Origin of the sequence: Pseudomonas sp. NPDC089996 (assembly GCF_044748405.1) — a bacterium.
Lineage (GTDB): Bacteria > Pseudomonadota > Gammaproteobacteria > Pseudomonadales > Pseudomonadaceae > Aquipseudomonas.
The window spans coordinates 192,092-217,512 of record NZ_JBIVGA010000009.1; the positions used below are offsets into that span (position 1 = coordinate 192,092).

At 64.8% G+C, this 25,421-nt stretch carries 27 protein-coding genes and 1 riboswitch; of the genes, 14 read left to right on the forward strand and 13 right to left on the reverse strand.

The window, feature by feature from the left end; translation table 11 throughout:
* Window positions 1-8: 8 nt before the first annotated feature.
* The 3 genes from ACIPW4_RS17635 to ACIPW4_RS17645 all read left to right on the forward strand — a co-directional run bounded on the left by ACIPW4_RS17635 (window position 9) and on the right by ACIPW4_RS17645 (window position 2,333).
* Window positions 9-824 (forward strand): zinc-dependent peptidase, encoded by an 816-nt coding sequence (locus ACIPW4_RS17635; protein ID WP_400660046.1) that lies wholly within the window; start codon window positions 9-11, stop codon window positions 822-824.
* 105 nt (window positions 825-929) lie between these two features.
* The gene (ppa, locus tag ACIPW4_RS17640; RefSeq protein ID WP_016484715.1) at window positions 930-1,457 is read left to right on the forward strand and encodes an inorganic diphosphatase; all 528 of its coding nucleotides are present in this window, start codon (window positions 930-932) and stop codon (window positions 1,455-1,457) included.
* Between the two features lie 177 nt (window positions 1,458-1,634).
* Entirely contained in the window at window positions 1,635-2,333 is a 699-nt protein-coding gene (locus tag ACIPW4_RS17645) for a helix-turn-helix transcriptional regulator (protein WP_400660048.1), read from the forward strand.
* A 329-nt stretch (window positions 2,334-2,662) separates the two neighbouring features.
* Here the strand turns inward: ACIPW4_RS17645 and ACIPW4_RS17650 are convergent, their stop codons facing one another.
* The gene (locus ACIPW4_RS17650) at window positions 2,663-4,840 is read right to left on the reverse strand and encodes a TonB-dependent siderophore receptor (protein WP_400660050.1); all 2,178 of its coding nucleotides are present in this window, start codon (window positions 4,838-4,840) and stop codon (window positions 2,663-2,665) included.
* A gap of 193 nt (window positions 4,841-5,033) precedes the next feature.
* Between ACIPW4_RS17650 and ACIPW4_RS17655 the strand changes: the two genes are divergently transcribed.
* From ACIPW4_RS17655 to ACIPW4_RS17690, 8 genes are all read left to right on the forward strand, one after another.
* A complete protein-coding gene (locus ACIPW4_RS17655) occupies window positions 5,034-5,726 on the forward strand; it encodes a response regulator transcription factor (protein WP_400660052.1) in 693 nt (230 codons plus the stop codon).
* Complete coding sequence (locus ACIPW4_RS17660) at window positions 5,726-7,072, forward strand: histidine kinase sensor domain-containing protein (RefSeq protein WP_400660054.1); 1,347 nt, start codon at window positions 5,726-5,728, stop codon at window positions 7,070-7,072. The genes ACIPW4_RS17655 and ACIPW4_RS17660 overlap by 1 nt, the downstream gene beginning before the upstream one ends.
* Window positions 7,073-7,142: 70 nt before the next feature.
* Window positions 7,143-8,033, forward strand: a complete 891-nt coding sequence (locus ACIPW4_RS17665; protein ID WP_400660057.1) for an alpha/beta hydrolase — start codon at window positions 7,143-7,145, stop codon at window positions 8,031-8,033.
* Window positions 8,034-8,120: 87 nt separating this feature from the next.
* Window positions 8,121-8,262, forward strand: a riboswitch (FMN riboswitch).
* An 80-nt stretch (window positions 8,263-8,342) separates the two neighbouring features.
* Window positions 8,343-8,993, forward strand: coding sequence for a 3,4-dihydroxy-2-butanone-4-phosphate synthase (gene ribB / locus ACIPW4_RS17670; protein WP_400660059.1), 651 nt, complete (start codon window positions 8,343-8,345; stop codon window positions 8,991-8,993).
* 262 nt (window positions 8,994-9,255) lie between these two features.
* Complete coding sequence (locus tag ACIPW4_RS17675; protein ID WP_008092375.1) at window positions 9,256-9,498, forward strand: exodeoxyribonuclease VII small subunit; 243 nt, start codon at window positions 9,256-9,258, stop codon at window positions 9,496-9,498.
* Entirely contained in the window at window positions 9,495-10,382 is an 888-nt protein-coding gene (gene ispA, locus ACIPW4_RS17680) for a (2E,6E)-farnesyl diphosphate synthase (RefSeq protein ID WP_400660061.1), read from the forward strand. Before ACIPW4_RS17675 ends, ispA begins: the two co-directional genes overlap by 4 nt.
* 188 nt (window positions 10,383-10,570) lie before the next feature.
* Window positions 10,571-12,466 carry a 1-deoxy-D-xylulose-5-phosphate synthase gene (gene dxs, locus ACIPW4_RS17685; RefSeq protein WP_400660063.1) on the forward strand — a complete coding sequence of 632 codons (1,896 nt, stop codon included), beginning with the start codon at window positions 10,571-10,573 and terminating at the stop codon, window positions 12,464-12,466.
* A gap of 111 nt (window positions 12,467-12,577) precedes the next feature.
* The gene (locus tag ACIPW4_RS17690; protein WP_400660066.1) at window positions 12,578-14,461 is read left to right on the forward strand and encodes a TonB-dependent receptor domain-containing protein; all 1,884 of its coding nucleotides are present in this window, start codon (window positions 12,578-12,580) and stop codon (window positions 14,459-14,461) included.
* On the opposite strand, the gene ACIPW4_RS17695 is transcribed toward ACIPW4_RS17690, so the two are convergent.
* The 12 genes from ACIPW4_RS17695 to nrdR form a co-directional block, all read right to left on the reverse strand.
* Window positions 14,439-15,251, reverse strand: a complete 813-nt coding sequence (locus ACIPW4_RS17695) for a cobalamin-binding protein (RefSeq protein WP_400660069.1) — start codon at window positions 15,249-15,251, stop codon at window positions 14,439-14,441. The two genes, ACIPW4_RS17690 and ACIPW4_RS17695, sit on opposite strands and share 23 nt — an antisense overlap.
* Entirely contained in the window at window positions 15,251-15,670 is a 420-nt protein-coding gene (locus ACIPW4_RS17700) for an MFS transporter (protein WP_400660072.1), read from the reverse strand. Before ACIPW4_RS17700 ends, ACIPW4_RS17695 begins: the two co-directional genes overlap by 1 nt.
* Window positions 15,667-16,284, reverse strand: coding sequence for a GTP cyclohydrolase II (gene ribA, locus ACIPW4_RS17705; RefSeq protein ID WP_079226374.1), 618 nt, complete (start codon window positions 16,282-16,284; stop codon window positions 15,667-15,669). Before ribA ends, ACIPW4_RS17700 begins: the two co-directional genes overlap by 4 nt.
* Window positions 16,285-16,505: 221 nt before the next feature.
* Window positions 16,506-17,249: a substrate-binding periplasmic protein gene (locus tag ACIPW4_RS17710; protein ID WP_400660076.1), complete on the reverse strand. Its 744-nt coding sequence runs from the start codon at window positions 17,247-17,249 to the stop codon at window positions 16,506-16,508.
* Window positions 17,250-17,265: 16 nt separating this feature from the next.
* Window positions 17,266-17,769: a phosphatidylglycerophosphatase A gene (locus ACIPW4_RS17715; protein ID WP_027917812.1), complete on the reverse strand. Its 504-nt coding sequence runs from the start codon at window positions 17,767-17,769 to the stop codon at window positions 17,266-17,268.
* Window positions 17,766-18,734 carry a thiamine-phosphate kinase gene (gene thiL, locus ACIPW4_RS17720; RefSeq protein ID WP_400660079.1) on the reverse strand — a complete coding sequence of 323 codons (969 nt, stop codon included), beginning with the start codon at window positions 18,732-18,734 and terminating at the stop codon, window positions 17,766-17,768. Before thiL ends, ACIPW4_RS17715 begins: the two co-directional genes overlap by 4 nt.
* An 18-nt stretch (window positions 18,735-18,752) precedes the next feature.
* Window positions 18,753-19,253: a transcription antitermination factor NusB gene (gene nusB, locus ACIPW4_RS17725; protein ID WP_400660082.1), complete on the reverse strand. Its 501-nt coding sequence runs from the start codon at window positions 19,251-19,253 to the stop codon at window positions 18,753-18,755.
* Window positions 19,250-19,726, reverse strand: coding sequence for a 6,7-dimethyl-8-ribityllumazine synthase (gene ribE, locus ACIPW4_RS17730; protein ID WP_103448796.1), 477 nt, complete (start codon window positions 19,724-19,726; stop codon window positions 19,250-19,252). The genes nusB and ribE overlap by 4 nt, the downstream gene beginning before the upstream one ends.
* 92 nt (window positions 19,727-19,818) lie before the next feature.
* Window positions 19,819-20,910: a bifunctional 3,4-dihydroxy-2-butanone-4-phosphate synthase/GTP cyclohydrolase II gene (ribBA, locus tag ACIPW4_RS17735; RefSeq protein WP_400660085.1), complete on the reverse strand. Its 1,092-nt coding sequence runs from the start codon at window positions 20,908-20,910 to the stop codon at window positions 19,819-19,821.
* An 18-nt stretch (window positions 20,911-20,928) separates the two neighbouring features.
* Window positions 20,929-21,594, reverse strand: coding sequence for a riboflavin synthase (locus tag ACIPW4_RS17740; RefSeq protein ID WP_016497780.1), 666 nt, complete (start codon window positions 21,592-21,594; stop codon window positions 20,929-20,931).
* 42 nt (window positions 21,595-21,636) lie between these two features.
* Entirely contained in the window at window positions 21,637-22,767 is a 1,131-nt protein-coding gene (gene ribD / locus ACIPW4_RS17745) for a bifunctional diaminohydroxyphosphoribosylaminopyrimidine deaminase/5-amino-6-(5-phosphoribosylamino)uracil reductase RibD (RefSeq protein WP_400660088.1), read from the reverse strand.
* A 2-nt stretch (window positions 22,768-22,769) separates the two neighbouring features.
* Complete coding sequence (gene nrdR, locus ACIPW4_RS17750) at window positions 22,770-23,234, reverse strand: transcriptional regulator NrdR (RefSeq protein ID WP_009685710.1); 465 nt, start codon at window positions 23,232-23,234, stop codon at window positions 22,770-22,772.
* 105 nt (window positions 23,235-23,339) lie between these two features.
* Here nrdR and ACIPW4_RS17755 point away from each other — a divergent pair, with 105 nt between their 5' ends.
* From ACIPW4_RS17755 to trxA, 3 genes are read left to right on the forward strand one after another with little or no spacing between them, the layout of a single operon-like run.
* Window positions 23,340-23,792 (forward strand): YbaY family lipoprotein, encoded by a 453-nt coding sequence (locus ACIPW4_RS17755; protein WP_400660091.1) that lies wholly within the window; start codon window positions 23,340-23,342, stop codon window positions 23,790-23,792.
* On the forward strand, window positions 23,793-24,452 hold the full coding sequence (locus ACIPW4_RS17760) for a class I SAM-dependent methyltransferase (protein WP_400660094.1): 660 nt from the start codon (window positions 23,793-23,795) through the stop codon (window positions 24,450-24,452).
* 31 nt (window positions 24,453-24,483) lie between these two features.
* The gene (gene trxA, locus ACIPW4_RS17765) at window positions 24,484-25,356 is read left to right on the forward strand and encodes a thioredoxin (protein ID WP_400660097.1); all 873 of its coding nucleotides are present in this window, start codon (window positions 24,484-24,486) and stop codon (window positions 25,354-25,356) included.
* Window positions 25,357-25,421 lie beyond the last annotated feature (65 nt).

A 25,421-nucleotide genomic window follows, 5' to 3' on the forward strand; every position in this document is an offset into this window, starting at 1 on the left:
CAGCCGAGATGTGGTCCTTCAGCGCCTGGCGGCGCAAGCGCACCCTCGCGCGCTACCCGATCGAAGCACGGCAATGGCAGGTGATCCGTGATCGCCTGCCGATGCTCGACGGCATCAGCGATGCTGAGGACCAGTGGCTGCGCGAAGCCTGCATCCTGTTCCTGCTCGACAAGCACCTGACCACCCTCCCCGGGGTCGAGCTGGATGACGAGCAGCGCCTGTTTCTCGCCGCCCAGGCCCAGCTGCCGCTGCTGCACCTGGGCGAGTTGAACTGGTACCAGGGCTTCCACGAGATCATCCTCTACCCCGACGACTTCAAGAGCCCCCAGCGCCACCGCGATGCCAGCGGCGTTGAGCACACGTGGGATGCCGAGCACAGCGGCGAAGCGTGGCAACAGGGGCCGGTCATCCTGGCCTGGGCCGGCGTGCTGGCCAGCGGCGGCTGGGAGGCCTACAACCTGGTGATCCACGAGCTGGCGCACAAGCTCGACATGCTCAGTGGCGATGCCAATGGCCTGCCGCCGCTGCACCCTGGCATGCGCGTGGAAGATTGGGCCGCAGCCATGACGCAGGCCTATGACGACCTCAATCGTCAGCTGGACGCCAATCCCGATGCCGAAACCGCCATCGACCCCTACGCCGCTGAAAATCCGGCAGAGTTCTTTGCCGTCACCAGCGAGTATTTCTTCAGCGCGCCGGACCTGCTTGATCAAGCTTATCCACAGGTCTACCAGCAACTGTCATTGTTCTACCGGCAGAGCCCACTGGCGCGCCTGACGCAACTTCAGGCCGAGCACCCGGATTACCGCCAAACCCACGCCTGATGCACCCGCACATCTGCCCGCACATCAGGCCAGGCGTGGCATGGCCTGGCGGAATGTGCCTATAATCGCCGCCACTTTTTTGATCAAACACGGGGGCACTGCCCAATGAGCTACAGCAAGATTCCGGCTGGCAAAGACCTGCCGAACGACATCTACGTCGCCATCGAGATCCCGGCCAACCACGCGCCGATCAAGTATGAAATCGACAAGGACAGCGACACCCTGTTCGTCGACCGCTTCATGGCTACCCCGATGTTCTACCCAGCCAACTACGGTTTCATCCCGAACACCCTGGCCGACGACGGTGATCCGCTGGACGTGCTGGTCGTGACGCCATACCCGGTAGCCCCAGGCTCGGTCATCCGCGCCCGTCCGGTCGGCGTGCTGAACATGACCGACGACGGCGGCGGCGACGCCAAGGTCATCGCCGTGCCTCACGACAAGCTGAGCCAGCTCTACGTCGACGTGAAGGAATACACCGACCTGCCAGCCCTGCTGATCCAGCAGATCGAGCACTTCTTCGCGAACTACAAGGATCTCGAGAAGGGCAAGTGGGTCAAGATCGAAGGCTGGGATGGCGCCGACGCCGCCCGCGCCGCGATCACCAAATCGGTCGCTGCCTACAAGGGCTGATACCGCTTTGCGTAGAAAACCCCGCCTCGGCGGGGTTTTTTTATGGATAACGCAACAGGCCGGTAAAAAGTCCTACATAGTCCTACACCCACTTCCTACTTTCAGACCTTTTTCGCACCGTTTATATCAACATCACGTTCATTTCGTTACCAGCAACCGGCCGCTACACTCGGCTGCATGAATAGATCCGGCGACCGCTTCAAGGCACTCCTCAAGGAATGTGGCCTGACCCCCTCAGACTTCGCTGCCCAGCGCCGCGTTACCTCGCAGCACATCAACAACTGGTTCACCCGCGGCATCCCGATTGCCCGCCTGGACGAAATGGCCGAGTTGTTCTGCGTGCAGCGTCGCTGGCTGCAGACGGGTGAAGGCCCCAAGCACCCGCAGTCGTTTCTGCGCATGTACGCGCCCCAGGCAACCCAGATAGATGCATTCGGTGCCTCACCGGAGAAGCCTGTGCCGCTGGTGCAAGTGCCCTTTCACGAGCTGTGCAATGGCCAGCTCGTAGCGCTCGACAATCAACATCTGGCAATGCCGGCATCTGCGCTGGAGGCACTGGACGTACCGGAGGATCATGCCATTTGCATGACCATGCCGGCCTCCAACATGGCGCCGTGGATCCCACGCGATGCTCTCCTGGCGATCGACCTCAGCTACACCAAGGTGGTTGATGGCGAGATCTATGCCTTGTTGCACAACGGCAGGCTCAGGGTAAACAGCCTGAGCCTTGGCCACCGAGGCACCTTGTGCCTGCACAGCAACAACCGGCATGAGATCGTAGAGCGCTACACACCGTTGCAGAGCAAAGCGCAGAAGCTGGAAATACTGGGCTGGGTGTTCCATTGGTCGCATTACCGCCAGCGGCGCCCCGACTGACACATGCTGCGCCATTTTTTGCTGGGCATACCGCGCCGACCCTTGTATGCTACGCGGCACATTCAGCCCCGGTCGGCGCAAGCCGCATTCCAGAGGGCTCGGCGACGCTCCACACGAGCGTATGCCATCTCTTTCAGGCCCTTGCTGGCCACACCGTTAAGGCGGCTGCGACTTACCATAAATTAGTCGGAACCGTCCCCGAGAAGCCGGCCACAAGCCGGCTTTTTAATGCCCTTTTTTCGTATGTCGACCGTTTTGCAGCGCCTATCAGATCGAGCGCCGCCCGCGCGGCGTTCGATCTCACAGGCGACGCAAGGTCAAAGCCCTACTCAGAAGTCATACCGCGCCCCGACCATCATGCTCCGCGATGGCCCGTAGAAGTTGAACGTCGAAGTCGACCCCACCCGCGACAGGTAATCCCGGTCGAACAGGTTGTTGACGTTCAAGGTCGCGGTCAGCTTCGACGTCACCGGGTACGACAGCATCGCATCCACGGTGGCATAGCCCGGCGCATCGATGCGCACGCCACCGTTCTCGGAGTAGAAGTTGCTCATCGCCGACACACCGCCACCAATCGCCAGTCCGTTCAGCGGGCCCTGGCTGATGGTGTACTTGCTCCACAGCGACGCCTGGTTGCGCGGCATGATGAAGAAGGTGGTTTCGGCATCACCTTTGACGGTGTCGGTTTCCATCCAGGTATAGCCCGCCAGCAACTCCCAGTTCGGCGTGAGCTTGCCGCTGACTTCCACTTCCGCGCCCTTGACCCGGGTTTTGCCAGAGGCGACCGAGAAGCCGGTGTCCACGCCATCGGCATCGTATTCGGTGCTGGCGCGGTTCTTGTCGGTCAGGCGGAACACCGAGAAGCGGGTGTTCAGGTCGCCACCGAAGTAGCTGCTCTTCAGGCCGAATTCATACTGCTCGCCCTGGCGCGGCTTGAGCACCCGGCCATTGCCGTCGGTGTCCGACTGCGGCTTGAACACCTGCGAGTAACTGGCATACAGCGCGTGGTTTTCGGTCAGGTCGTAGACCAGGCCGCCATACGGGGTGAAGCGGCCATCGACGCGCTTGTCGTCATCGACCGTCGAGCTGCTGCTCAGGGTGGTGGTGTAGAAATCACCGCGGTACCAGCTGAAGCGACCACCGGCAATCAGGGCCAGGCGCTCGATCGGGCGGAAGGTGACCTTGGAGTACAGGCCGTATTCCTCTTCCTGCATGCCGGTCTCGGTGGTGTAGTTCGGCGACGGCTTGGCGAAACGCTTGGGCGTGTAGGTGTCGACGTTGATGCCACCCAGGTTGGTGGCGCCGTTGAGGTACTCGGTGTCGTAGTTCTTGTAGTCGGTGCCGACCACGAACTCGCTGACCTGGCCGAAGGTTTCGAACGGCTGGCTGTAGCTGGCATCCAGCGAGTAGGTGTCCTGGGTAAAATCGCGGGCGCTGGCGCGCTCGGAATTGGCCCCGGTGGTGGCATTGGTTGCGGTGAAGGCGTACAGGTAGTTGGTATCGCGGTGCGAGCCGCGCGCCGCGACGCGGCCATAGCCGCCGTTGTCGAAGCGGTGGGTCAGCTCGGCAACCAGGTCGGTGGTCTTGCCATCGAAGTAGTTCCAGTCGGCGCCGAGGAACTTCGAGTGGCTGAAATCAGGCACTTCGCCCGATAGCGTCGCGGGGTAGCCGTTGTGCGGCGTGATGTTCTTCACTTCGTGGATCAGCCCGAACGACAGCTGGGTGTCGTCGTCCAGGTCGATGTCCAGCGCGCCGTAGTAGCTGTTGCTGGTGTTCGCGTTGTAGTCGACTTCGCCACTGGTGTCGTCACGCGAGGCGATGAAGCGTCCGCGCACGCGGCCGGCATCGTCAAGCGGCCCGCTCAGGTCGATTTCTTCGTGGTTGGTGTCCCAGGTGCCGTAGCTGCCTTCGACATGGCCCTGGAACTCGGCGGTCGGGCGTTTGCGCACCATGTTGACGATGCCGCCCAGCTCGCTGGTGCTGCTGAACAGGCCGGCCGGGCCGCGCATGATCTCGACCCGGTCGAAGGCTGCCAGCGATGGCACGGTGCCGAAGATACAGGCCATGGGCGCCGGCAAGCCGTCGATGTTGAACTCGCTGTACTCATAGCCACGGGCGTAGATCGACGAACGGCCGCTGTCGTTGGTCAGGGTACGCAGGCCTGCGGTGTATTTGGCCAGGTCATCCAAGTGTACGAACTGGCGGTCCTTGACGTAGTCCTGGGTGTACACGGTGATCGATTGCGGAATGTCCTTGAGTGCCGCCGGGGTCTTGGTGCCCACTGTGGCGGCATCGACGCTGTAACCACCGGTCTGCTCGGAGGGCAGCATGTCGTAGAGGCGGTTGCCTTCGATGGTCAGGGCCGGCAGGTCGAGCGAAGTGCCATCCGCAACAGCCTGCTCTGCCACCGTTTCAGCCAGTGCCGACAGCGAAAACGGCGCCAGCAAACCCAGCACCAGCCATCCCCGAACCCGTCGCGGGCTCCCCGAACCTTTGAAACCGCTCATGTCACACCCTTCGCCCAAATGATATTTAATCGCAAACGAAACAAGTTGCTTTTTGCGAACGATACCGGACGAAAAACGGGGGTGCAGCAGGATTAACCTTCTTAACACATGCAGCCGACACGGGGCGATTGCCCTTTCCCCGCCCAGAATGGGATGATGGCTAACTGATACGAATTCTCATTAAAGACAGCCAATGCCCACCTCACTTCTTCTCGCCGAAGATGACGCCCGTCTGCGCGAGGACCTGCAGCGCCACTTTCTGAACCGCGGTTTCCTGGTCAACGCCTGCGCCACCGGTACCCAGGCGTTGAGCGCCGTGCAGCACGGCCGCTTCGACCTGATACTGCTGGACATCATGCTGCCGGGCATCGACGGTCTCAGCCTGCTCGACGAGCTGCGCCGCCAGCATGCCGTGCCGGTGATGCTGATGTCGGCGCTGGGCGCCGAGCAGGACCGCATCAGCGGCTTCACCCGGGGTGCGGACGACTACCTGCCCAAGCCATTCAGCCTGGCGGAGCTGGACGCCCGGGTGGATGCCCTGTTGCGGCGCGTGGCCTTCGGCCGCAGTACGCTCCCGCGCAGCGAAGCTGGCCCGCTGGTTTTCGACCAGGATGTGCAGGATGTACTGCACCACGGCAAGGCGGCCGGCCTGACCGCTTCCGAATTCCGCTTGCTGGCCTTGCTGAACGCCCACCCCGGCGAAGCCCTGAGCAAACCGTTCCTTTACCAGACCGTGCTGCACCGGGCCTACACCCGCCTGGACCGCGGCCTGGATGTGCACGTGTGCAACCTGCGCCGCAAGCTGGCCGATATCGCGGCCCAGCACCTGCAGATCCAGGCCGTGCGCGGCCAGGGCTACATCCTGGTCGACACGGAACACGCTTGATGCGCCGCCACCCCTTGCTGTGGAAACTGGCAGCCATGCAGGTGAGCTTCTGCCTGCTGCTGACCTGGCTGATCTGGACCTGGGGCCTGTCGGTGGAGCGCAGCACATATTTTCTCTCCCAGGCCGACCAGGACTATCTGGCACGCTACGCGCAGCAGGCCGAACAGGCCTGGGAGCAAGCCGGGGCGCCGGGGGCCGAGACCTTCCGGCGCAAGCTCGAACACGCCGAAGACACCTGGGCAGTGCTGCTCGGGCCGCACCTGCAAAGCCTTGGCACAACGGCCCTGGAGGCTGAAGAGGCCAGCCACCTCACCTTCATGCGCAAGCTCGACTGGCCGATGAGCCGGCGCCTGCAGGATGAACTGCCCTACGTCAGCATCGAGTTCCCGCAACACCCCGAAAACGGCCGCCTGGTGATGCAGCTGCCCGAGCGCCTGCTGCCCACAGGCCTGACACCCTGGACCCATGTCATCACCCATGGCGTCGCGCCCACACTGCTCGCCCTGCTGCTGGGCCTGGCGATCTATCGGCAGCTGGTGGTGCCGCTCAACCGCCTGCGCGACCGCGCCGACGCCCTGCGTGCAGACGACCTGGACAGCCCGGGCCTGCCCCTGCAGGAACGCCGTGATGAGCTGGGGGAGCTGGCACAGGCCTTCGAACACATGGCCGTGCGCTTGCGCCAGAGCCTTGAGCAACAGCGCCTGCTGCTGCGCACGCTGTCCCACGAATTGCGCACGCCCCTGGCGCGGCTGCGCATCGCCCAGGACAGCGGCCTGCCGCCGGCACAACTGCGCGAGCGCCTGGCGCGCGAAGTCAACGACATGCAAAAGCTGCTTGAAGACACCCTCGACCTTGCATGGATGGACACCGAGCAGCCGCAACTGGCCACCGAGCCGGTGCTGATGCTGTCCGTGTGGGAGGCGCTGTGCCAGGACATTTGCTTCGAAAGTGGCTGGGATCCCTCGCGCCTGCCCTGCTCGCTGGGCATCGAATGCCGGGTGCAGGCCCATCTGGACAGCCTGGCCCAGGCACTGGAAAACCTGCTGCGCAATGCCATCCGCCACTCGCCCGACGGCGGCCGGGTCAGCCTCGATGGCTGGCGTGAGGGCGACTGTTGGCACCTGCGCCTGAGCGACCAGGGCCACGGCGTGGCGCAAGCTGACCTTGAACGCATCTTCCTGCCCTACCAGCGGTTGCCGGGTAGCGGTGCAGGCTTCGGCCTGGGGCTGGCCATCGCCCGCCGCGCCATCGAACTGCAAGGCGGCCGGCTGTGGGCCAGCAATGGCCACCCGGGTTTGTGCCTGCATGTGGTGCTGCCGGTTGGCCAGGATTGTTTAGAAAGTTAATCCGCTTTACGCCCAAACAGCACTGATTATCATCTGGCTTTTTCCATGCCAAGCCCTGACGAGAAGCCTGATGAGCAAGATGACCCTGCCCCTGATCATGGCACTGGCACTGGCCGCCCCCCTTGCCGTGGCGCAGCCGGAACGTGACCAGAAGATGGATACATCGCTACTGCAGCGTCAGGACCTGGCCTACCGCTTCAGCCACCTTGACCTGGATTCGGCCGACGGCCAGCGCCACTACCGCCTGTGGATCGGCAGGCCGGACCGTCCGGCCCCTGCCGCCGGTTATCCGGTGCTGTGGATGCTCGACGGCAATGCCGCGCTGGGCGCGCTTGATGGCCAGCAACTTAGCAAGCTCGCTGCCGGCCAGGCGCCATTGCTGGTGGCCGTGGGGTATCAGACCGAGCAGCGTATCGAGCGCGCCGGGCGCACCTTCGACTACACCCCGTCATTGCCTGGGCAGGCCGAACAGCGCGATCCGCTGAGCGGCCAACCCAGTGGCGGCGTCGATGCGTTCCTTGACCTGCTGACCCAGCAGATGCGACCGATGGTGGCCGGCGTGGCACCGATCGACCTGCAGCGGCAGACGCTGTGGGGGCATTCCTATGGTGGCCTGGCAGTGCTGCATGCGCTGTTCACCCGGCCGGCGCTGTTCAGTGACTATGCGGCGGCGAGCCCTTCGCTGTGGTGGAACGACGGGGTGATCGTACGTGAGGCGCAGGGGTTGCAGCAGCGCCTGGGGGATAGCCGGCCGCAGTTGTTGTTGATGCGCGGGAGCGACGAGCCGGCCAATCCGCGTATGCCGGTGAAAGGCGATGTGGAAAGACCGGCGCGGGAGCTGGCGGCGGATCTGGCTAGGGTGCCGGGGTTGCAGGTGCGCTTCGAGCGGTTCGAAGGGCTGGGGCATGGCCCGATGTTGCCGGCTTCGCTGCACAAAGTGGTTGAAGAAATGTCGCGGTAAACCTGTGCCCGCGAAGAGGCCGGTACAGGCAGCCAAAAGTCGTAGAACGCCGGGTTGCCAGCAGGGTGGCACAGTGCTGTATGCTTGCCCGGTCTTCAGGGCGGGGTGTAAGTCCCCACCGGCGGTAAATCGAAAGATGAGCCCGCGAGCGCCCCGGCCATGCCGGGGGTCAGCAGATCTGGTGCGACTCCAGAGCCGACGGTCATAGTCCGGATGAAAGAAGGCGTCAGGCAGGGGCCATTCGGGCGCCCTTGCGCGCGCATTTTGTTCGCCCCGAGACGTTCATCGATCATTCACGAGGAGCGTTTCATGTCCCCTTTGCTGCAAAAACAATTTCCCAATGTGTCCGCCGCCGTCGCCGCCTTCCAGGCTGGGCGCCCTGTGCTGCTGCTCGACGATGATGATCGCGAGGACGAAGCCGATATCGTCGCCGCCGCCGAAAACCTGTCGCTGCAGACCATGGCCATGATGATCCGCGACTGCAGCGGCATCGTCTGCCTGTGCCTGGACGAAGCCACTGTCGATGCCCTGCAGCTGGCGCCGATGGTGCAGAACAACCAGGCCCGCCACGGCACTGGCTTCACCGTCACCATCGAGGCCGCTGAAGGCGTGAGCACCGGCGTTAGCGCGCAGGACCGCATCACCACCATCGAGGCGGCGCTGCGCTCGACTGCCGAGCAACGCCTTATCGTCAGCCCGGGTCATGTGTTCCCGCTGCGCGCGCGTGAGGGTGGCGTGCTGGCCCGTCGCGGGCATACCGAAGGCTCGGTGGACCTGGCACGCCTGGCGGGTTTGCGCCCGGCAGCGGTGCTGTGCGAGCTGATGAACCCCGATGGCAGCATGGCGAGGGGTGAGCAGGTGGCGGTGTATGCGCGGCAGTACAACCTGCCGGTGCTGACCATTGAAGAACTGGCGCGGTGCCGTGAGGCAATGGTTGAACTGGAAGCCGAGCCTGCCTGATCCATCGCCCAGGCTTCAGAGCTGACACAACACCTGTAGGAGCGGCCTTGTGTCGCGAAAGGGCCGCATAGCGGCCCCAAAATTTGAGCGCAAATGCAAGAATGGCCGGGGCTGCATTGCAGCCCTTTCCGACCGGTCCGGCGCCCCGGCAAGGCCGCCCCTACAAATCAGCGCGTTAACCGATCAGGTAGCCGGATGTTTGCTCCCCCCGCCCCGCTCTGCTAACGTCGCGCGGTTCTGATCCGCCAACGAGACTGTCGCCATGGCCCGCAAAAAAGCCTCCATCGATTTCGAGCAATCCCTCGCCGACCTGCAAGCCCTGGTCGAGCGCCTGGAGAACGGCGAACTGTCGCTGGAAGACTCGCTGGCCGCGTTCGAGCAAGGCATCGCCCTGACCCGCGATTGCCAGGGTGCCCTGGCCCAGGCCGAACAGAAAGTACAAATTCTGCTGGAACGTGACGGCGAACTCGCCGCTCAGCCGTTCGATGCGGAGCCAGAAGCATGATCACTGCTTACCAGGCCAGCTGCCAGGCCCGTGTCGACGCCGCGCTCGAACCGCTGTTCCGCGCCCCGACAAAAGAGCTGGAACGTCTTTATGCCGCCATGCGCTACAGCGTGATGAACGGCGGCAAGCGTGTACGCCCGCTGCTTGCCTATGCTGCCTGCGAAGCCCTTGGCGCGCCAGCTGAGCACGCCAACGGTGCTGCCTGTGCAGTGGAGCTGATCCACGCCTACTCGCTGGTACACGACGACCTGCCGGCCATGGACGACGACGATTTGCGCCGTGGTCAGCCCACTACCCACAAAGCCTTCGACGAAGCCTGCGCGATTCTCGCCGGTGACGGTTTGCAGAGCCTGGCCTTCAGCGCCCTGCTCGACCCGCGCCTGAGCCCGCAGGCCGACAGCACCCGCCTGGCAATGGTTCAGGCCCTGGCCAAGGCCGCAGGACCTGCAGGCATGGTCGGCGGCCAAGCCATCGACCTCGGCTCGGTCGGCCTCAAGCTGGACCAGCAGGCCCTGGAGTTCATGCACCGGCACAAGACCGGCGCCCTGATCGAAGCCAGCGTGCGCCTGGGCGCCCTGGCCAGTGCCCGCGCCGAGCAGGGGCAGCTGGATGCCCTGCAGACTTATGCACAGTCCATCGGCCTGGCATTCCAGGTGCAGGACGATATTCTCGACGTGGAAAGCGACACCGCCACCCTGGGCAAGCGCCAGGGCGCCGACATCGCCCGCGACAAACCGACCTACCCGGCGTTGCTGGGGCTGGAAGCCGCCAAGGCCTATGCGGTCGAACTGCGCGACCAGGCGCTGGCCGCACTGCAAGGGTTTGGCGAAAACGCCGAGCCGCTGCGGGCGTTGGCGCGTTACATCGTCGAACGCCGTCACTGATTGAATGGGGCCGCTGCGCGACCCTTCGCGGGCACGCCCGCTCCCACAGGTGATGCGCTGTCCTTGTGGGAGCGGGCGTGCCCGCGAAGGGTTGCGAAGCAGCCCCCCGTGATACCCGTCTGAATGGGCAGTATTTCCCACAATGGGGTAAACTGCCGCGTCTTCACACACCTATAACGACTCGCCTGATGCCCACGACGTTTCAAGAGATCCCCCGCGAACGCCCGGTCACGCCGTTGCTCGACCGTGCTGACACGCCTGCCGGCCTGCGCCGGCTGGCCGAAGCCGACCTGGAGACCCTGGCTGACGAATTGCGCCAGGAGTTGCTCTACACCGTTGGTCAGACCGGTGGGCATTTCGGCGCCGGCCTGGGCGTCATCGAGCTGACGATCGCCCTGCATTACGTCTTCGACACCCCGGATGACCGGCTGGTGTGGGACGTCGGCCACCAGGCCTACCCCCACAAGATCCTCACCGGGCGCCGCAACCGCATGCTCAGCCTGCGCCAGAAGGACGGCATCGCCGCCTTCCCGCGCCGCAGCGAGAGCGAGTACGACACCTTCGGCGTCGGCCATTCCAGCACCTCGATCAGCGCGGCGCTGGGCATGGCCATTGCCGCCCGGCTGCAGAACAGCGCGCGCAAGTCGATCGCCGTGATCGGCGACGGCGCCCTCACTGCCGGCATGGCCTTCGAGGCGTTGAACCACGCCCAGGAAGTCAACGCCGACATGCTGGTGATCCTCAACGACAACGACATGTCGATTTCGCGCAATGTCGGTGGCCTGTCCAACTACCTGGCCAAGATCCTCTCCAGCCGCACCTACGCGAGCATGCGCGAAGGCAGCAAGAAGGTGCTGTCGCGCCTGCCCGGTGCCTGGGAAATCGCCCGTCGCACCGAGGAATATGCCAAGGGCATGCTGGTGCCGGGCACGCTGTTCGAAGAACTGGGCTGGAACTACATCGGCCCGATCGACGGCCATGACCTGCCGACCATGATCGCCACCCTGCGCAATATGCGTGACCTCAAGGGCCCGCAGTTCCTGCATGTGGTGACCAAGAAAGGCAAGGGTTTCGCCCCGGCCGAGATCGACCCGATCGGCTACCACGCCATCACCAAGCTCGAACCCGCCGACAAGCCGGCTGCGCCGAAAAAGGCCAGCGGGCCGAAGTACTCCGCCGTGTTCGGCCAGTGGCTGTGCGACATGGCTGCTGCCGACAAGCGCCTGGTAGGCATCACCCCGGCGATGAAGGAAGGTTCCGACCTGGTCGCCTTCAGCGAGCGCTACCCGCAACGCTATTTCGACGTGGCGATCGCCGAGCAGCACGCGGTCACCCTCGCAGCCGGCATGGCCTGCGAAGGCAGCAAGCCGGTGGTGGCGATCTACTCCACCTTCCTGCAACGTGCGTACGACCAGTTGATCCACGACGTGGCGGTGCAGAACCTCGATGTCCTGTTCGCCATCGACCGTGCTGGCCTGGTCGGCGAAGACGGCCCGACCCACGCAGGCAGCTATGACCTGTCGTACCTGCGCTGCATCCCGGGCATGCTGGTGATGACCCCGAGCGACGAGAACGAGCTGCGCAAGATGCTCAGCACCGGCCACCTGTACAACGGCCCGGCGGCCGTGCGCTACCCGCGTGGCACCGGCCCGAATGCGCCGATCAGCGGCGACCTCGAACCGCTGGAAATCGGCAAGGGCGTGGTACGCCGCCAAGGCGAGAAAGTGGCCCTGCTGGTGTTCGGCGTGCAGTTGACCGAGGCCCTGCAGGTTGCCGAGCAGATCAACGCCACTGTGGTCGACATGCGCTTCGTCAAGCCACTGGACGAGGCTCTGGTGCTGGAAATGGCTGCCAGCCATGAGCTGCTGGTAACCATCGAAGAGAACAGCATCATGGGGGGCGCCGGGGCGGCCGTGGGCGAGTTCCTGGCCCAAGAGGGCGTGGTCAAGCCATTGCTGCACCTGGGGCTGCCGGATATCTATGTCGAACATGCCAAGCCGGCGCAGATGCTAGCCGAGTGTGGGCTGGATGCGGTTGGCATCGAAGCCTCGGTGAAAGCCCGTATCGACAGGCTCGGCCTGTAAATTTTGGGGCCGCTTTGCGGCCCTTTCGCGACACAAGGCCGCTCCTACACAGGATCGCGCAATCCTGTAGGAGCGGCCTTGTGTCGCGATCGAGGGCGCAGCCCTCGCAAAATGGAACAGCCAGTGAAAATTTCGACCTTTGCCACCCTGCTCTGCCTCCCCATGCCATTGTTGGCCGCCGAACGCGACGACGCCCTCAAGCTCCCCGATGTGCTGATCAGCGCCAACCGCCAGGTCGAATCACGCACCGCCACCAGCGCCGCCAACACCGTCTTCACCCGCGCCGACATCGACCGCCTGCAGCCCGGCAGCGTCACCGACCTGCTCGCCCGCGTGCCCGGCGTGCAAGTCGCGCCCACCGGGGGTCGCGGCAGCCTGCCGGGCATCTTCATCCGTGGCACCAAGGCCGCCCAGAGCCTGGTACTGGTCGATGGCGTGCGCATCGCCAACGCCACCTCCGGCGACAGCGGCCTGCAGTTTCTGGATGTCGACCAGATCGAGCGCGTCGAGGTGCTGCGCGGCTCACGATCGGCGGTGTATGGCAGCGATGCCATAGGCGGGGTGATCCAGATCTTCACCCGCCGCAGCAGTGGCCCCGGCCTGCAACCGCGCCTGCGCCTGGCAGCGGGCAGCAACCAGACGTTCCAGCGCAGCCTGGGGCTGTCTGGCGGGGACGACGCCACCCGTTTCAACCTCGGCGCCAGCCTGGATGAAACCGCCGGCATCGACTCGACCGGGCCGTCGTTTGCCAGCGATGGTGACCATGATGCCTACCGCAACAAGTCGCTCAACCTGAGCCTGAGCCATACCTTTGGCGAGCGCTTCGAAGCCGGCCTGAACCTGCTCGACAGCCGCGGACGCAGTGAATACGACAACCCGTTCGGCCGCTTCGACCCTGTTACGTTTCAGAGCTTCGGGCAAAAGCCCTACACCGACTTCGACGTCAGCAGCCTGGGCAGCTACCTAGACGCCCAGTTCAGCGACCTCTGGCATTCGCGCCTGGAGCTCGGCCACAGCGAAAACCGTGATGACAAACGCGACAAGCTCAGCGATGAGCGTTTCGTGTTCAACACCTACCGCGACCAGGTCACCTGGCAGAACGACCTCGCACTGACCGAGCGGCACAACCTGCTGCTGGGTGGTGACTGGTACCAGGACCGCGTACACGGCAGCACCGACTTTACCGAGGACAGCCGGTGGAACCGTGCGGCCTTCATCCAGCACCGCTACAGCGGCGAAGATTTTTCCACCGAGGTCGGTGTAAGGCGCGATCAGAACCAGCAGTTCGGCGGCCAGACCACTTGGAGTGGCAGCCTCACCGTACCGTTGGATGCCCGCAACGACGTGCTGCTGTCCTACAGCGAAGGCTTCCGCGCCCCGACGTTCAACGACCTGTACTACCCGCAGTTCAGCAACCCGGACCTCAAGCCTGAGCGTTCGAAAAGCTATGAAGTGCAGTGGCGCAGCCAGCTCACCCACGACAGCCGCCTGGAAACCTCGCTGTACCGCACCGACCTGCGCGATGCGATCATCTTTGGCCAGGACTCGATCCCGCGTAACGTGGCTTCGGCGCGCATCAACGGCCTGGAAATGGCCCTCGACCAGCAATGGGGCGAATGGCGCAGCCAACTGGGCCTGGCGCTGATCGACCCGCGCGACCGCGACAGTGGCCACACCCTCGCCCGCCGCGCCCGGCGCACCCTGAGCCTGGACCTGGATCGCCAATTCGAACGGTTCAGTGTGGGCGGCAGCTGGCAAGCGGTCAGCGCCAGCTACGACGATGAAGCCAACCGCAACCGCCTGGGCGGCTACGGCCTGCTTGGCCTGCGTGCGGGCTGGGCAGCAACGGAGGAGCTGAAGCTGGAAGTGAAGCTGGATAACCTGCTGGACAAGGGTTACAGCCGGGCGCTGTACAGCTTCGACGGTGCCAGCTACGGCTACCGCGAAGAAGGCCGCACCGCGCTGTTCAGCGTCACCTGGACGCCGGCACTCTAGCCGCCAGCAGCGCGCACAGGCGGGCGGTGGCTTCGATCATCTGCCCGCTGGGCCGCTCCAGCCCCTTGTCCGGCACTACCAGCAAGCCATTCCCCGCCACCGCGCTTAACCGTGGCCAAGCCTTCCAGCTCGCCAGCTGCGCCTGATCCGCTGCCAGAATCACCTGCGGGTCGCGCATCAGCACCGACTCTACATTCACCTGCGGTGCCGGCTGGCTCAGGTCGGCAAACACATTGCGCGCTCCGCACACCGTCAGAGCATCGCTGACCACCTGCCGTCCGCCCAAGGTGTACAGTGGCCGGTCCCATACCTGGTAGAAGACTCGCAGCGGCTGCTCGCGCCGATACTGCCGGCGCAGCTGCTGCAAACGCTCGCGCAGGGCCTGTACATAGGGCCGGCCTTGTTCGCCCCGCCCAACACGCACGGCAATGGCCTCGATCTGCTCGAGCAACTGGTTCAGGTCGTGGGGTTCGGCGCTGTAAGTGGCAATGCCCAGGCGCTTGAGCTGGTCGCGCTGGGCCGGCGCCACGCTGCCGGGCCAGAGCAGCAACAGGTCAGGCTTGAGGCTGAGCAGGGTTTCCATGTCCAGCTGGCCCTGGCGCCCGACCGAAGGCAGCTGTTGCAGCGCTTGCGGCCGCTCGCCTCCATCCAGCACGCCTACCAGCAGGTCGTCGGCGTGCAGTTCGAGCATGATTTCTGTCATCGAAGGTGCAAGGCTGACCACGCGCAAAGGCTCGCCTGCTCTCGCACCAAAGGCCAGCAGCGCCAGCAAGCAGAGCAGGACGCGCATCAGCCCAGTTGACGAGGAATGCGATAGAGGTACAGCAACACCACGGTGGACAGCGCAAGCAGGAACTGTGGCACCGCTTCGAGCCCGACCAGCACCGACAGCGCGGCAACCCAGGCCGGGAAGCAGGCGAACAGCATGGCCATGCGCCGCACTTGCGCCAGGGTGATCCAGGCGGATGGCTCTTCAGACGTACCCAGCACCTTCGAGGTGGCGATCAGCGCCCGCTTGTAGGCGCCGAAGCGCGGCAGGCTGAGAAACATGGTCGCGGCACCGGCGATGAACAGCGGCATCGCCAGCACCGGGATCAGCGCATCGCCACCACCGAAGGCCCAAGCCATGACCGGCAGCGGCACCAGGCCGACCGCCAGGTACTGCCACCAGGCCAGCGTCAGGCGCCGCTTGACCTCGCCACGGGTCACGCCTGGGGCACCTCGCCCTGGTGTTCGTTGCCCAGCATGTGGCCGAGCTTGCCGGCCTTGGTCGCCAGGTAGTAGCGGTTGTGCGGGTTGTGCCCGGTGTGCAGTGGCACGCGCTCGGCGACCTTGATGTTCATGTCGGTCAGCGCCTTGACCTTGCGCGGGTTGTTGGTCATCAGGCGCAGCGATTTCACGCCCAGGTGCTCGAGCATCGGCAGGCACATCGCGTAGTCGCGCTGGTCGGCGGCGAAGCCCAGGCGCTCGTTGGCCTCGACGGTGTCGGCACCACCGTCCTGCAGTTCATAGGCGCGAATCTTGTTCAACAGGCCGATGCCACGGCCTTCCTGACGCAGGTACAGCAGCACGCCACGGCCTTCGCGGGCGATCGCCTGCAGTGCGGCTTCCAGCTGCGAGCCGCAGTCGCAGCGCTGGCTGAACAGGGCGTCGCCGGTCAGGCACTCGGAGTGCAGGCGCCCGAGCACCGGCTCGCCGTCAGCGAAATCACCCAGGCTGAGCACCACGTGCTCACGGCCGGTGGCTTCGTCGAGGAAGCCATGCATGGTGAAGATCGCAAAGGGAGTCGGGAGTTTCGAGGCGGCAACAAAGACGACGGGCACGTTGTGCTCCTGGATAAGTAGGAAATTTCTCTGCAGCGATTGTATCAGCAGGTCGGCGCGTGTGCGCTCGTTGAATACCGTGGCTTAAGATCGAAAAGTTCGATGCTTAGCTGCCCCTGTGGGAGCGGGCGCGCCCGCGAAGAATCCAACGCGGTGCATGGCACCGGCTGCGCCGGTGTTCGCGGGCACGCCCGCTCCCACAGGGTCTGTGCCAGAGCGGGTTATTGCGGTTTGCTGTCCGGGGTAAAGGGGTACGGTTGGTTCCAGTGCTCGAAGATCGGCTTCAACTCACCACTGCGCACCAGTTCGGCCATGCGTTTGTCGAACAGGTCACTCAGGGCCTTGGCATGCTCGTTCCTGGAAAAAGCCAGGTACAGCGGCAGTTCGGCGACATGGGTCCTGCGGAAACGCTCAGGCTGCGAGCTCTGCCCGAGCACATAGTCGACTTCGGTCTGCGCATCGATGTAGAAATCCACCCGCTCATGCTCGAGCATCGGCAAGATACCCTCACGGCGCTGGATTTCACGGAAGTTGCTCGCGTTGGGCAGGTAGCTGCCATAGTCATAGCCGCGCACCCAGGCCAGGCGGTACTGACCGACAGTGGCCAAGGTCGGCACCGGCTTGCTGGCAAGGCCCAGGGCATAGATGTGGTCCATGTCGAAATGCCAACGCGGATAAAGGTTGTCGTCGTTTTCTTCCTTGTACGACCCGACCCAGGCATCGGCCTCGCCACGCCTCACCAGGCCGACCGCGCGGCTGTAAGGCGCGCTCTGGGTCATGACCTTGACGCCGGCAGGCTCGAACACCTTGCGCAGCACATCCCAGGCCACGCCACTGCCATCGGCATTGGTGTAGTCGATCCACTCCTCGCTGACCAGGTGAATCTGCCTGGGTAGCGCATCGGCCGCCATCACCCAAGGGGCGAGGCTCAGCAGCATTGCTAGCAGCACAGTCCTTATGGCCATCGAAATGCTCCCTGTTTCAGCCTACCGCCCACACCAGAATCTGCATGCCCAGCCAGGCGAACACCCCAGCCAGGATATCGTCGAGCATGATCCCGACACCCCCGTGCACATGGCGGTCGATCCAGCGAATCGGCCAGGGCTTGAGGATGTCGAAGAAGCGGAACATCAGGAACCCGGCGAGGATCCACTGCCACCCTTCCGGCACCAGCCAGAGGGTGATCCACATGCCGACCATCTCGTCCCAGACAATGCCTTCATGGTCGTGCACACGCAAGTCATTCGCAACTTTGCCGCACAGCCAGAACCCGAACAGCATCATCACGCCCAGCAGCAACCAGTAGCCCCAGTCGGGCAGCATCTGCCACAGCGGGATGAACGGGATCGCTACCATCGAGCCCCATGTACCGGGGGCCTTGGGCAGGGTGCCGGAGCCGAAGCCAAAGGCGATGAAGTGCCACGGGTTGCGCCAGACCGATGGCGGAACGAACTCCGCTGGCACCTGGTTGGGGTGGTCGGTCACGGTGTCTCCCTAAAGTGTTGATAGCCCCGTTGAACCGGGGTGATGTCCTGCCCCTGCGGATCGCGCAGGGTCACGCCCTGGCCTTCGAGCACGCGACCGATCACGTGCACCTCGGCGACACCGGGCCCGCTCAACGCGGCGAGCGCCGACGGCGGCAGGGTGAAGGCCAGCACGTAGTCGTCGCCGCCGGTCAGCGCTGCCTGCCGGGCCGCCTCATGGCCAAGGAAGGCCTCTAATGCTGGAGACACTGGCACCTGCGCCAGGTTCACCTCGAGTGCGACCCCGGAGGCCTTGGCGATGTGCCCGCAGTCGGCGAGCAGGCCATCGGAAATATCCAATGCCGCCGTGGCACGGCCGCGCAGCAGTTGGCCAAGGTTGAGCTGCGGCATCGGTGACCAATAGTGATCGAGCAGCGGCTCGGCCAGTTCGGCCGGTGCCTCACGCTCACCCAGCACCAGCGGCAACGCTCCGGCCGCCTTGCCCAGCGAACCGCCGACACACAACAAATCACCTGGCCGCGCGCCGCTGCGGCGCAACGCCTGGCCGGCCGGCACACGGCCGAACACGGTGACGGTGATGCTCAGAGGACCACGGGTGGTATCGCCACCAATCAGGCTCATGCGGCAACGGTGAGCCATACGGCTCAGGCCGTCGGCGTAGGCCGCCAGCCAGTCGGGGCCGACATCCGGCAGGGTCAGGGCGAGGGTGAAGCCGATCGCCGTCGCGCCCATGGCCGCCAGGTCACTGGCCGCCACGGCCAACGAGCGCTGGCCAAGCAGCAGCGGATCGCAGACAGCGGGGAAATGCACCCCGGCGACCAGGGTGTCGGTCGACACCGCCAGTTGCTCACCGGGGGGAAGGTCCAGCAGGGCGCAGTCGTCGCCGATGCCCAGAACCACGCCCTCGCCGCCCCGCGCACAAGGCGCGGCTGCGAAATAATGGTTGATCAGCTCGAACTCACCCATGGCTCGACAGCGCCAGGATCAGCGCTTGTTCGCCTTGACTTCGGCTTCACGCAGCGATGGCGCCAGCTTGTCCAGTACACCGTTGACGAACTTGTGGCCGTCAGTGGCGCCGTAGACCTTGGCCAGTTCCACGCCTTCGTTGATCACGACGCGGTACGGCACGTCGACGCGCTTGATCAGCTCCCAGGTGGACAGGCGCAGCACGGCCAGTTCGACCGGGTCGAGCTCATCCATGGCGATTGCCATGCACGGCTTCAGCGCGTTGTCGATTTCGCCCTGGATCGCCGGAACCCCATGCAGGATCTCGCGGAAATAGGCACCGTCGACATCGCTAAAATCGTTATCGACCCGGAACTGCGCTTCGATCTCGTTCAGCGAGTGCTTGGCCATGTGCCATTGATACAGCGCCTGGGTCGCGAGCTTGCGGGCTTCGCGGCGCTTGGCGCTCTTCGATGGCTTGCCGGCATCCGCAGGTTTTGGATCGCGCGGGTTGAAACGATCGCTTTCGTCGCTAATCACTTGGCCTCCAACTGCGCCAGCAGGCTGACCATTTCCAGTGCGGACAGGGCAGCTTCACCGCCTTTGTTGCCAGCCTTGGTGCCGGAGCGCTCGATGGCTTGCTCGATGGAGTCGACGGTCAGCACGCCGAAGGCCACCGGTACACCGAACTCCATGGACACCTGGGCCAGGCCCTTGGTGCATTCGCCCGCCACGTATTCGAAGTGCGGGGTACCGCCACGGATCACTGCGCCCAGGGCGATGATCGCGTTGTATTCACCCTGCTGGGCGACTTTCTGTGCCACCAGCGGGATTTCGAACGCACCCGGGGCACGGATGATGGTGATGTCGCTTTCGCTGACACCGTGGCGTACCAGGGTATCAACGGCGCCGCTTACCAGGCTTTCGACGACGAAGCTGTTGAAGCGGCCAACCACCAAAGCATAGCGACCTTTGGGGGCAATGAAGGTACCTTCGATGGTCTTCAGGGTCATTCCGATATTCTCATCTTCAAGAGCGAGGCCGCATACAAGCGGCCTCGGCAGGGGTCTGGACTCAAGCTCAAGGGCGTCAATGCCGCCTCAAGTCACTCGGAGGGCACGTATTCTACAACTTCCAGATCGAATCCGGATATCGCATTGAACTTCATCGGCGAACTCATCAGGCGCATCTTGCGCACGCCGAGGTCGCGCAGGATCTGCGAACCGGCACCGACGGTGCTGTAGGTGGTCGGTGCCTTGGTCGGCGCATCGCCCGCGCTTTCGCGGATGTGCGCCAGCAGCACGTCGCCGTCCAGCGGGTGGCCCAGCAGCAGCACCACGCCACTGCCCGCCTCGGCCACGGCGGCCATGGCCGCGCGCAGGCTCCAGCGGCCCGGCTGCTTGACCAGCAGCAGGTCGCGCAGCGGGTCCATGTTGTGCACGCGCACCAGGGTCGGCTGCTCGGCGCAGATGTTGCCCAGGGTCAGGGCCATGTGCACGTCGCCTTCCACCGCGTCACGGTAGGTAACCAGGTTGAACTCGCCCAGCTCGCTCTCGATCGGCTGCTCGGAGACGCGTTGCACGGTACGCTCGTGGATCATGCGGTAGTGGATCAGGTCGGCGATGGTGCCGATCTTCAGGCCATGCTCGGCGGCGAACACTTCCAGCTCGGCGCGGCGCGACATGGTGCCGTCGTCGTTCATGACTTCGCAGATCACACCGCTCGGCTCGAAACCGGCCATGCGCGCCAGGTCGCAGGCTGCTTCGGTGTGGCCGGCGCGGGCCAGGGTGCCGCCTGGCTGGGCCATCAGCGGGAAGATGTGGCCTGGGCTGACGATGTCTTCGGCCTTGGCGTCCTTGGCAGCGGCAGCCTGCACGGTGCGCGCGCGGTCAGCCGCGGAGATGCCGGTGGTGACGCCTTCGGCGGCTTCGATCGACACGGTGAACTTGGTGCCGAAACCCGAGCCATTGCGCGGTGCCATCAGCGGCAGCTTCAGGGTTTCGCAGCGCTCGCGGGTCATCGGCATGCAGATCAGGCCGCGGGCGTGCTTGGCCATGAAGTTGATGTGCTCGGGCAGGCAGCACTCGGCCGCCATGATGATGTCGCCTTCGTTCTCGCGGTCTTCGTCATCCATGAGGATGACCATTTTGCCCTGGCGGATGTCTTCGACCAGTTCTTCGATGCTGTTGAGCGCCACTCGGCACCCCCTTCTCAATCAGGATTTCAAGAAGCCGTTGGCGGCCAGGAAGCTTTCGGTAATGCCACTGCCCTTGCTCGGTTCGGCAGCCTTGTCGCCCAGCAGCAGACGCTCCAGGTAACGGGCCAGCAAGTCGACCTCAAGGTTTACCCGACGCCCTGCGCGGTAGTCGGCCATGATGGTTTCGGACAGGGTGTGCGGGACGATGGTCAGCTCGAATTCGGCGCCATTGACCTCATTGACCGTCAGGCTGGTGCCGTCGACGGTGATCGAACCCTTGTGGGCGATGTATTTGGCCAGCTCCTTGGGCGCACGCACGCGGAACTGGATGGCGCGGGCGTTATCGCTGCGCGAGATGATTTCGCCGACGCCATCGACATGGCCGCTGACCAGGTGGCCGCCCAGGCGGGTGGTCGGGGTCAGGGCCTTCTCGAGGTTGACCTTGCTGCCGCTCTTGAGGTCGATGAACGCGGTGCGTTTGAGGGTCTCGACACTGACGTCGGCCCAGAAACCATTGCCCGGCAGCTCGACGGCGGTCAGGCACACACCGTTGACGGCAATGCTGTCGCCGAGCTTGACGTCACCCAGGTCGAGCTTGCCGGTTTCGACGTAGACGCGCACGTCACCGCCCTTGGGGGTCAGGCTGCGGATGGTGCCGATGGATTCGATGATGCCGGTGAACATGGGGACTTCCTCAGAAACGGGTTGCGCGGGGCAAGCCCGGCATTATACGCCGGGTGCCGGCAGGGGGATGGCTGTGACCCGCCAGTCATCGCCCACTGCGCGCATTTCGGTGATTTTCAGCCGCGGCGCCTGGCTCATCTTGTCCAGCGGCCAGTCCAGCAATGGCCGGGCATGGGAGCCGAGGAAGGTACCGGCGACGAACAGCTGGTACTCGTCGACCAGACCCAGCTGGGCAAAGGCGCCGACCAGGCCGGCACCGGCCTCCAGCAAGATTTCGTTGACGCCGCGCGCGGCCAGCGTCTGCAGCAGTGCCGGCAGGTCCACCTGGCCATTGTCGCCCGGCAGGCTGAGCAGCTCATGGCCAGCAGCGGCATAGCGCGGGTCATCTGCGACGGCGGTGACCACCAGCGCCGGGCCGGCCTGGAAGAACGGAGCGTCCAGCGGCAGGCGCAGACGGCCGTCGACCAGCACGCGCAAGGGTGTGCGGCTCAGCGCCAGGGCGGTGGTTTCGGTATCCAGGCCCAGTTCGGCGCCACGCACGGTCATGCGGGCGTTGTCGGCCAGCACGCTGGCGGCACTGGTCAGCACCACACTGGAGCGGGCGCGCAGGCGCTGTACTGCCGAGCGCGCAGCGGGCCCGGTGATCCACTGGCTTTCGCCGCTGGCCATGGCGGTGCGGCCGTCCAGGCTCATCGCCAGTTTGGCGCGGACGAACGGCAGGCCGTGCTCCATGCGCTTGAGGAAGCCGGGGTTGAGGGCGCGGGCTTCGGCTTCAAGCACGCCGCTGGCCACGATGATGCCGGCGTCTGCCAGGCGCCGCAGGCCTTGGCCTGCGACTTGCGGATTGGGGTCCTGCATGGCGGCGACCACCCGGGCCACTCCGGCCTTGACCAGCGCCTCGGCGCACGGCGGGGTGCGGCCATGGTGGCTGCACGGCTCCAGGGTCACATAGGCACAGGCGCCGCGCGCCAGTTCGCCGGCCTGGCGCAGGGCATGCACTTCGGCATGCGGCTCGCCGGCACGCACGTGCCAGCCTTCACCGACCACCTCGCCATCGCGGACGATCACGCAACCCACACGCGGGTTGGGGTGGGTGGTGTACACGCCCTTGCGCGCCAGCTCCAGCGCGCGGGCCATGTAATGGGCATCGAGAAACGCGGTCTGGCTGGGCATGCTCACTCTTTGGCCGGCTCGCGGGCCAGGCGGTCGATTTCTTCGCGGAATTCGTCGAGGTCCTGGAAGCGCCGGTACACCGAGGCGAAGCGGATGTAGGCGACTTCATCGAGCTTGCGCAGCTCGGCCATGACCATTTCACCCACCACCAGCGACTTGACCTCACGCTCGCCGGTGGCGCGCAGGCGGCTCTTGATATGCGCCAGTGCCGCTTCCAGCCGCTCGACGCTCACCGGGCGCTTCTCCAGCGCGCGCTGCATGCCGGCGCGCAACTTGTCTTCATCGAAGGGTTGGCGTGTGCCGTCCTGCTTGATCAGCCGCGGCAGCACCAGTTCGGCGGTTTCGAAGGTGGTGAAGCGCTCGCCGCAGGCGACGCATTCACGGCGGCGGCGCACCTGTTCGCCCTCGGCGACCAGACGCGAGTCGATGACCTTGGTGTCGTTGGCACCGCAAAAGGGACAGTGCATGGTGGCAGGCAACAAAAAAAGGGAGGGCCATGGTAGCGCATTGCACTGGCAAGACAAGCCAAAGGGGTTAACATCCATACAATTCTGCCTGTAAAGGACCCACCCATGTATCTTCGTGCGCTCCTCGTGCTGTGCTGCGCTTCCCTGCTCGCTGCCTGCGGCAGTGACCGCCCCAAGAACGAAGCAACCCCCGTGCCCGTACCGGCCAAGGTGGCGAAAAACGCCCAACCGCTTGGCCCGCTGCCGGCCTATCAGCGTGAGTTGAGCGGCACCTTGCTGGAGATCCCCGCCGGCGCGGATGTGGAGCTGGCGCTGCTGGTCATCGACGAGCGCGACCGCCCGCAACAGCTGCTGGCCAGCAGCACCCTGACCGGCACCGGCCAGGCCCTGCCCTATCACCTGCGCTTCAACCCCGAAGCCTTCCCGGCCGGTGCCCGCGTCGAGCTGCGCGGGCGCGCCAGCAACTCCGGCCAGCTGATTATGCACCTGCCCCCCGTGCGCATCAGCCAGGCCCAGACCCAGGCCACCGGCCCGCTGCGTTTCGAGAAGGCGCCATAAGTGGTGCCACTTGCCCTGCAACATGCCCTCAGCGGCCTGATCGGCGAAGCGCGACTGGTGGTAAGCGAATTGCCCGGGTGCGAACTGAAGCTATGGCTGATCGATGATCAGAACATGGACCGCGCCTTCAGCAGCGAAGAAACCCGTCGCATCCTCGAAGAGCCACCGTACTGGAGCTTCTGCTGGGCAAGCGGCCTGGCCATGGCCCGCTACCTGGCAGCGCATCCCGAATGGGTTGCTGGCAAGCGCGTGCTGGACTTCGGTGCCGGCTCAGGCATCGCCGGGATCGCGGCGGCCCGTGCGGGGGCGCTGGAAGTGGTCGCCTGTGACCTCGACCCACTGGCCCTGCAAGCCTGCCGCGCCAACGCCCAGCTCAACGATGTCGAACTGGGTTACAGCACCGACTTCTTCGCCGAAGCCGACCGCTTCGACCTGATTCTGGTCGCCGACGTGCTGTACGATCGCGCCAACCTTCCGCTGCTCGATGCCTTCCTTGGCCGTGGCCGTCAGGCACTGGTGGCCGACTCGCGTGTGCGTGATTTCAGCCATCCGTTGTACCAGCCGCTTGGCGTGCTCGAAGCCCTGACCCTGCCGGACCTGGCCGAGCCACACGAATTCCGCCGGGTCAGCCTGTACCACGCCAGCCGCGAGCCTTTATAGTGGTGCCATTCACGGATTTACGAGAGTCGCGATGAGCCAGCAAACCCCGTACATTTTTGACGCCACCGATGCCAACTTCCAGCAGCTGGTGATCGAGAACTCCTTCCACAAGCCGGTACTGGTGGACTTCTGGGCCGAGTGGTGCGCGCCGTGCAAGGCGCTGATGCCGCTGCTGGCCAAGATCGCCGAGGGTTACCAGGGCGAATTGCTGCTGGCCAAGATCAACTGCGACGTCGAACAGCAGGTAGTTGCCCAGTTCGGTATCCGCAGCCTGCCGACCGTGGTGCTGTTCAAGGATGGCCAGCCGGTCGACGGCTTTGCCGGCGCGCAGCCGGAGTCGGCGATCCGCACCATGCTCGAGCCGCATGTACAGATGCCGGCCGCCCCGACTGCTTCGCCGCTGGAGCAGGCCAAGGCACTGTTTGCCGAAAGCCGTTTTGCCGAGGCCGAAGCTGCACTGCAGGTACTGCTGGGCGAAGACAACAGCAATGCCGAGGCATTGATCCTGTATGCCCGCTGCCTGGCTGAGCGCGGTGAACTGGGCGAGGCTCAGGTGGTGCTGGACGCCGTCAAGACCGATGAGCACAAGGCTGCATTGGCCGGCGCCAAGGCCCAGCTGACCTTCTTGCGCCAGGCTGCCAGCCTGCCGGAAGTCGCCGACCTGAAGAGCCGCCTGGCGCAAAACCCGCAGGATGACGAGGCGGCCTACCAGCTGAGCATTCAACAACTGGCGCGTCAGCAGTACGAGGCGGCGCTGGAAGGGTTGCTGAAGCTGTTCCAGCGTAATCGCGGGTACGAGAATGGCTTGCCGCAGAAGGCGATGCTGCAGGTGTTCGAGTTGCTGGGCAGTGATCATCCGCTGGTGGGCGTGTACCGCCGTCGTTTGTCTTCGGCCATGTTCTGACCTTGAGATTTTGGGGCCGCTTTGCGGCCCTTTCGCGACACAAGGCCGCTCCTGCAAGGGATCGC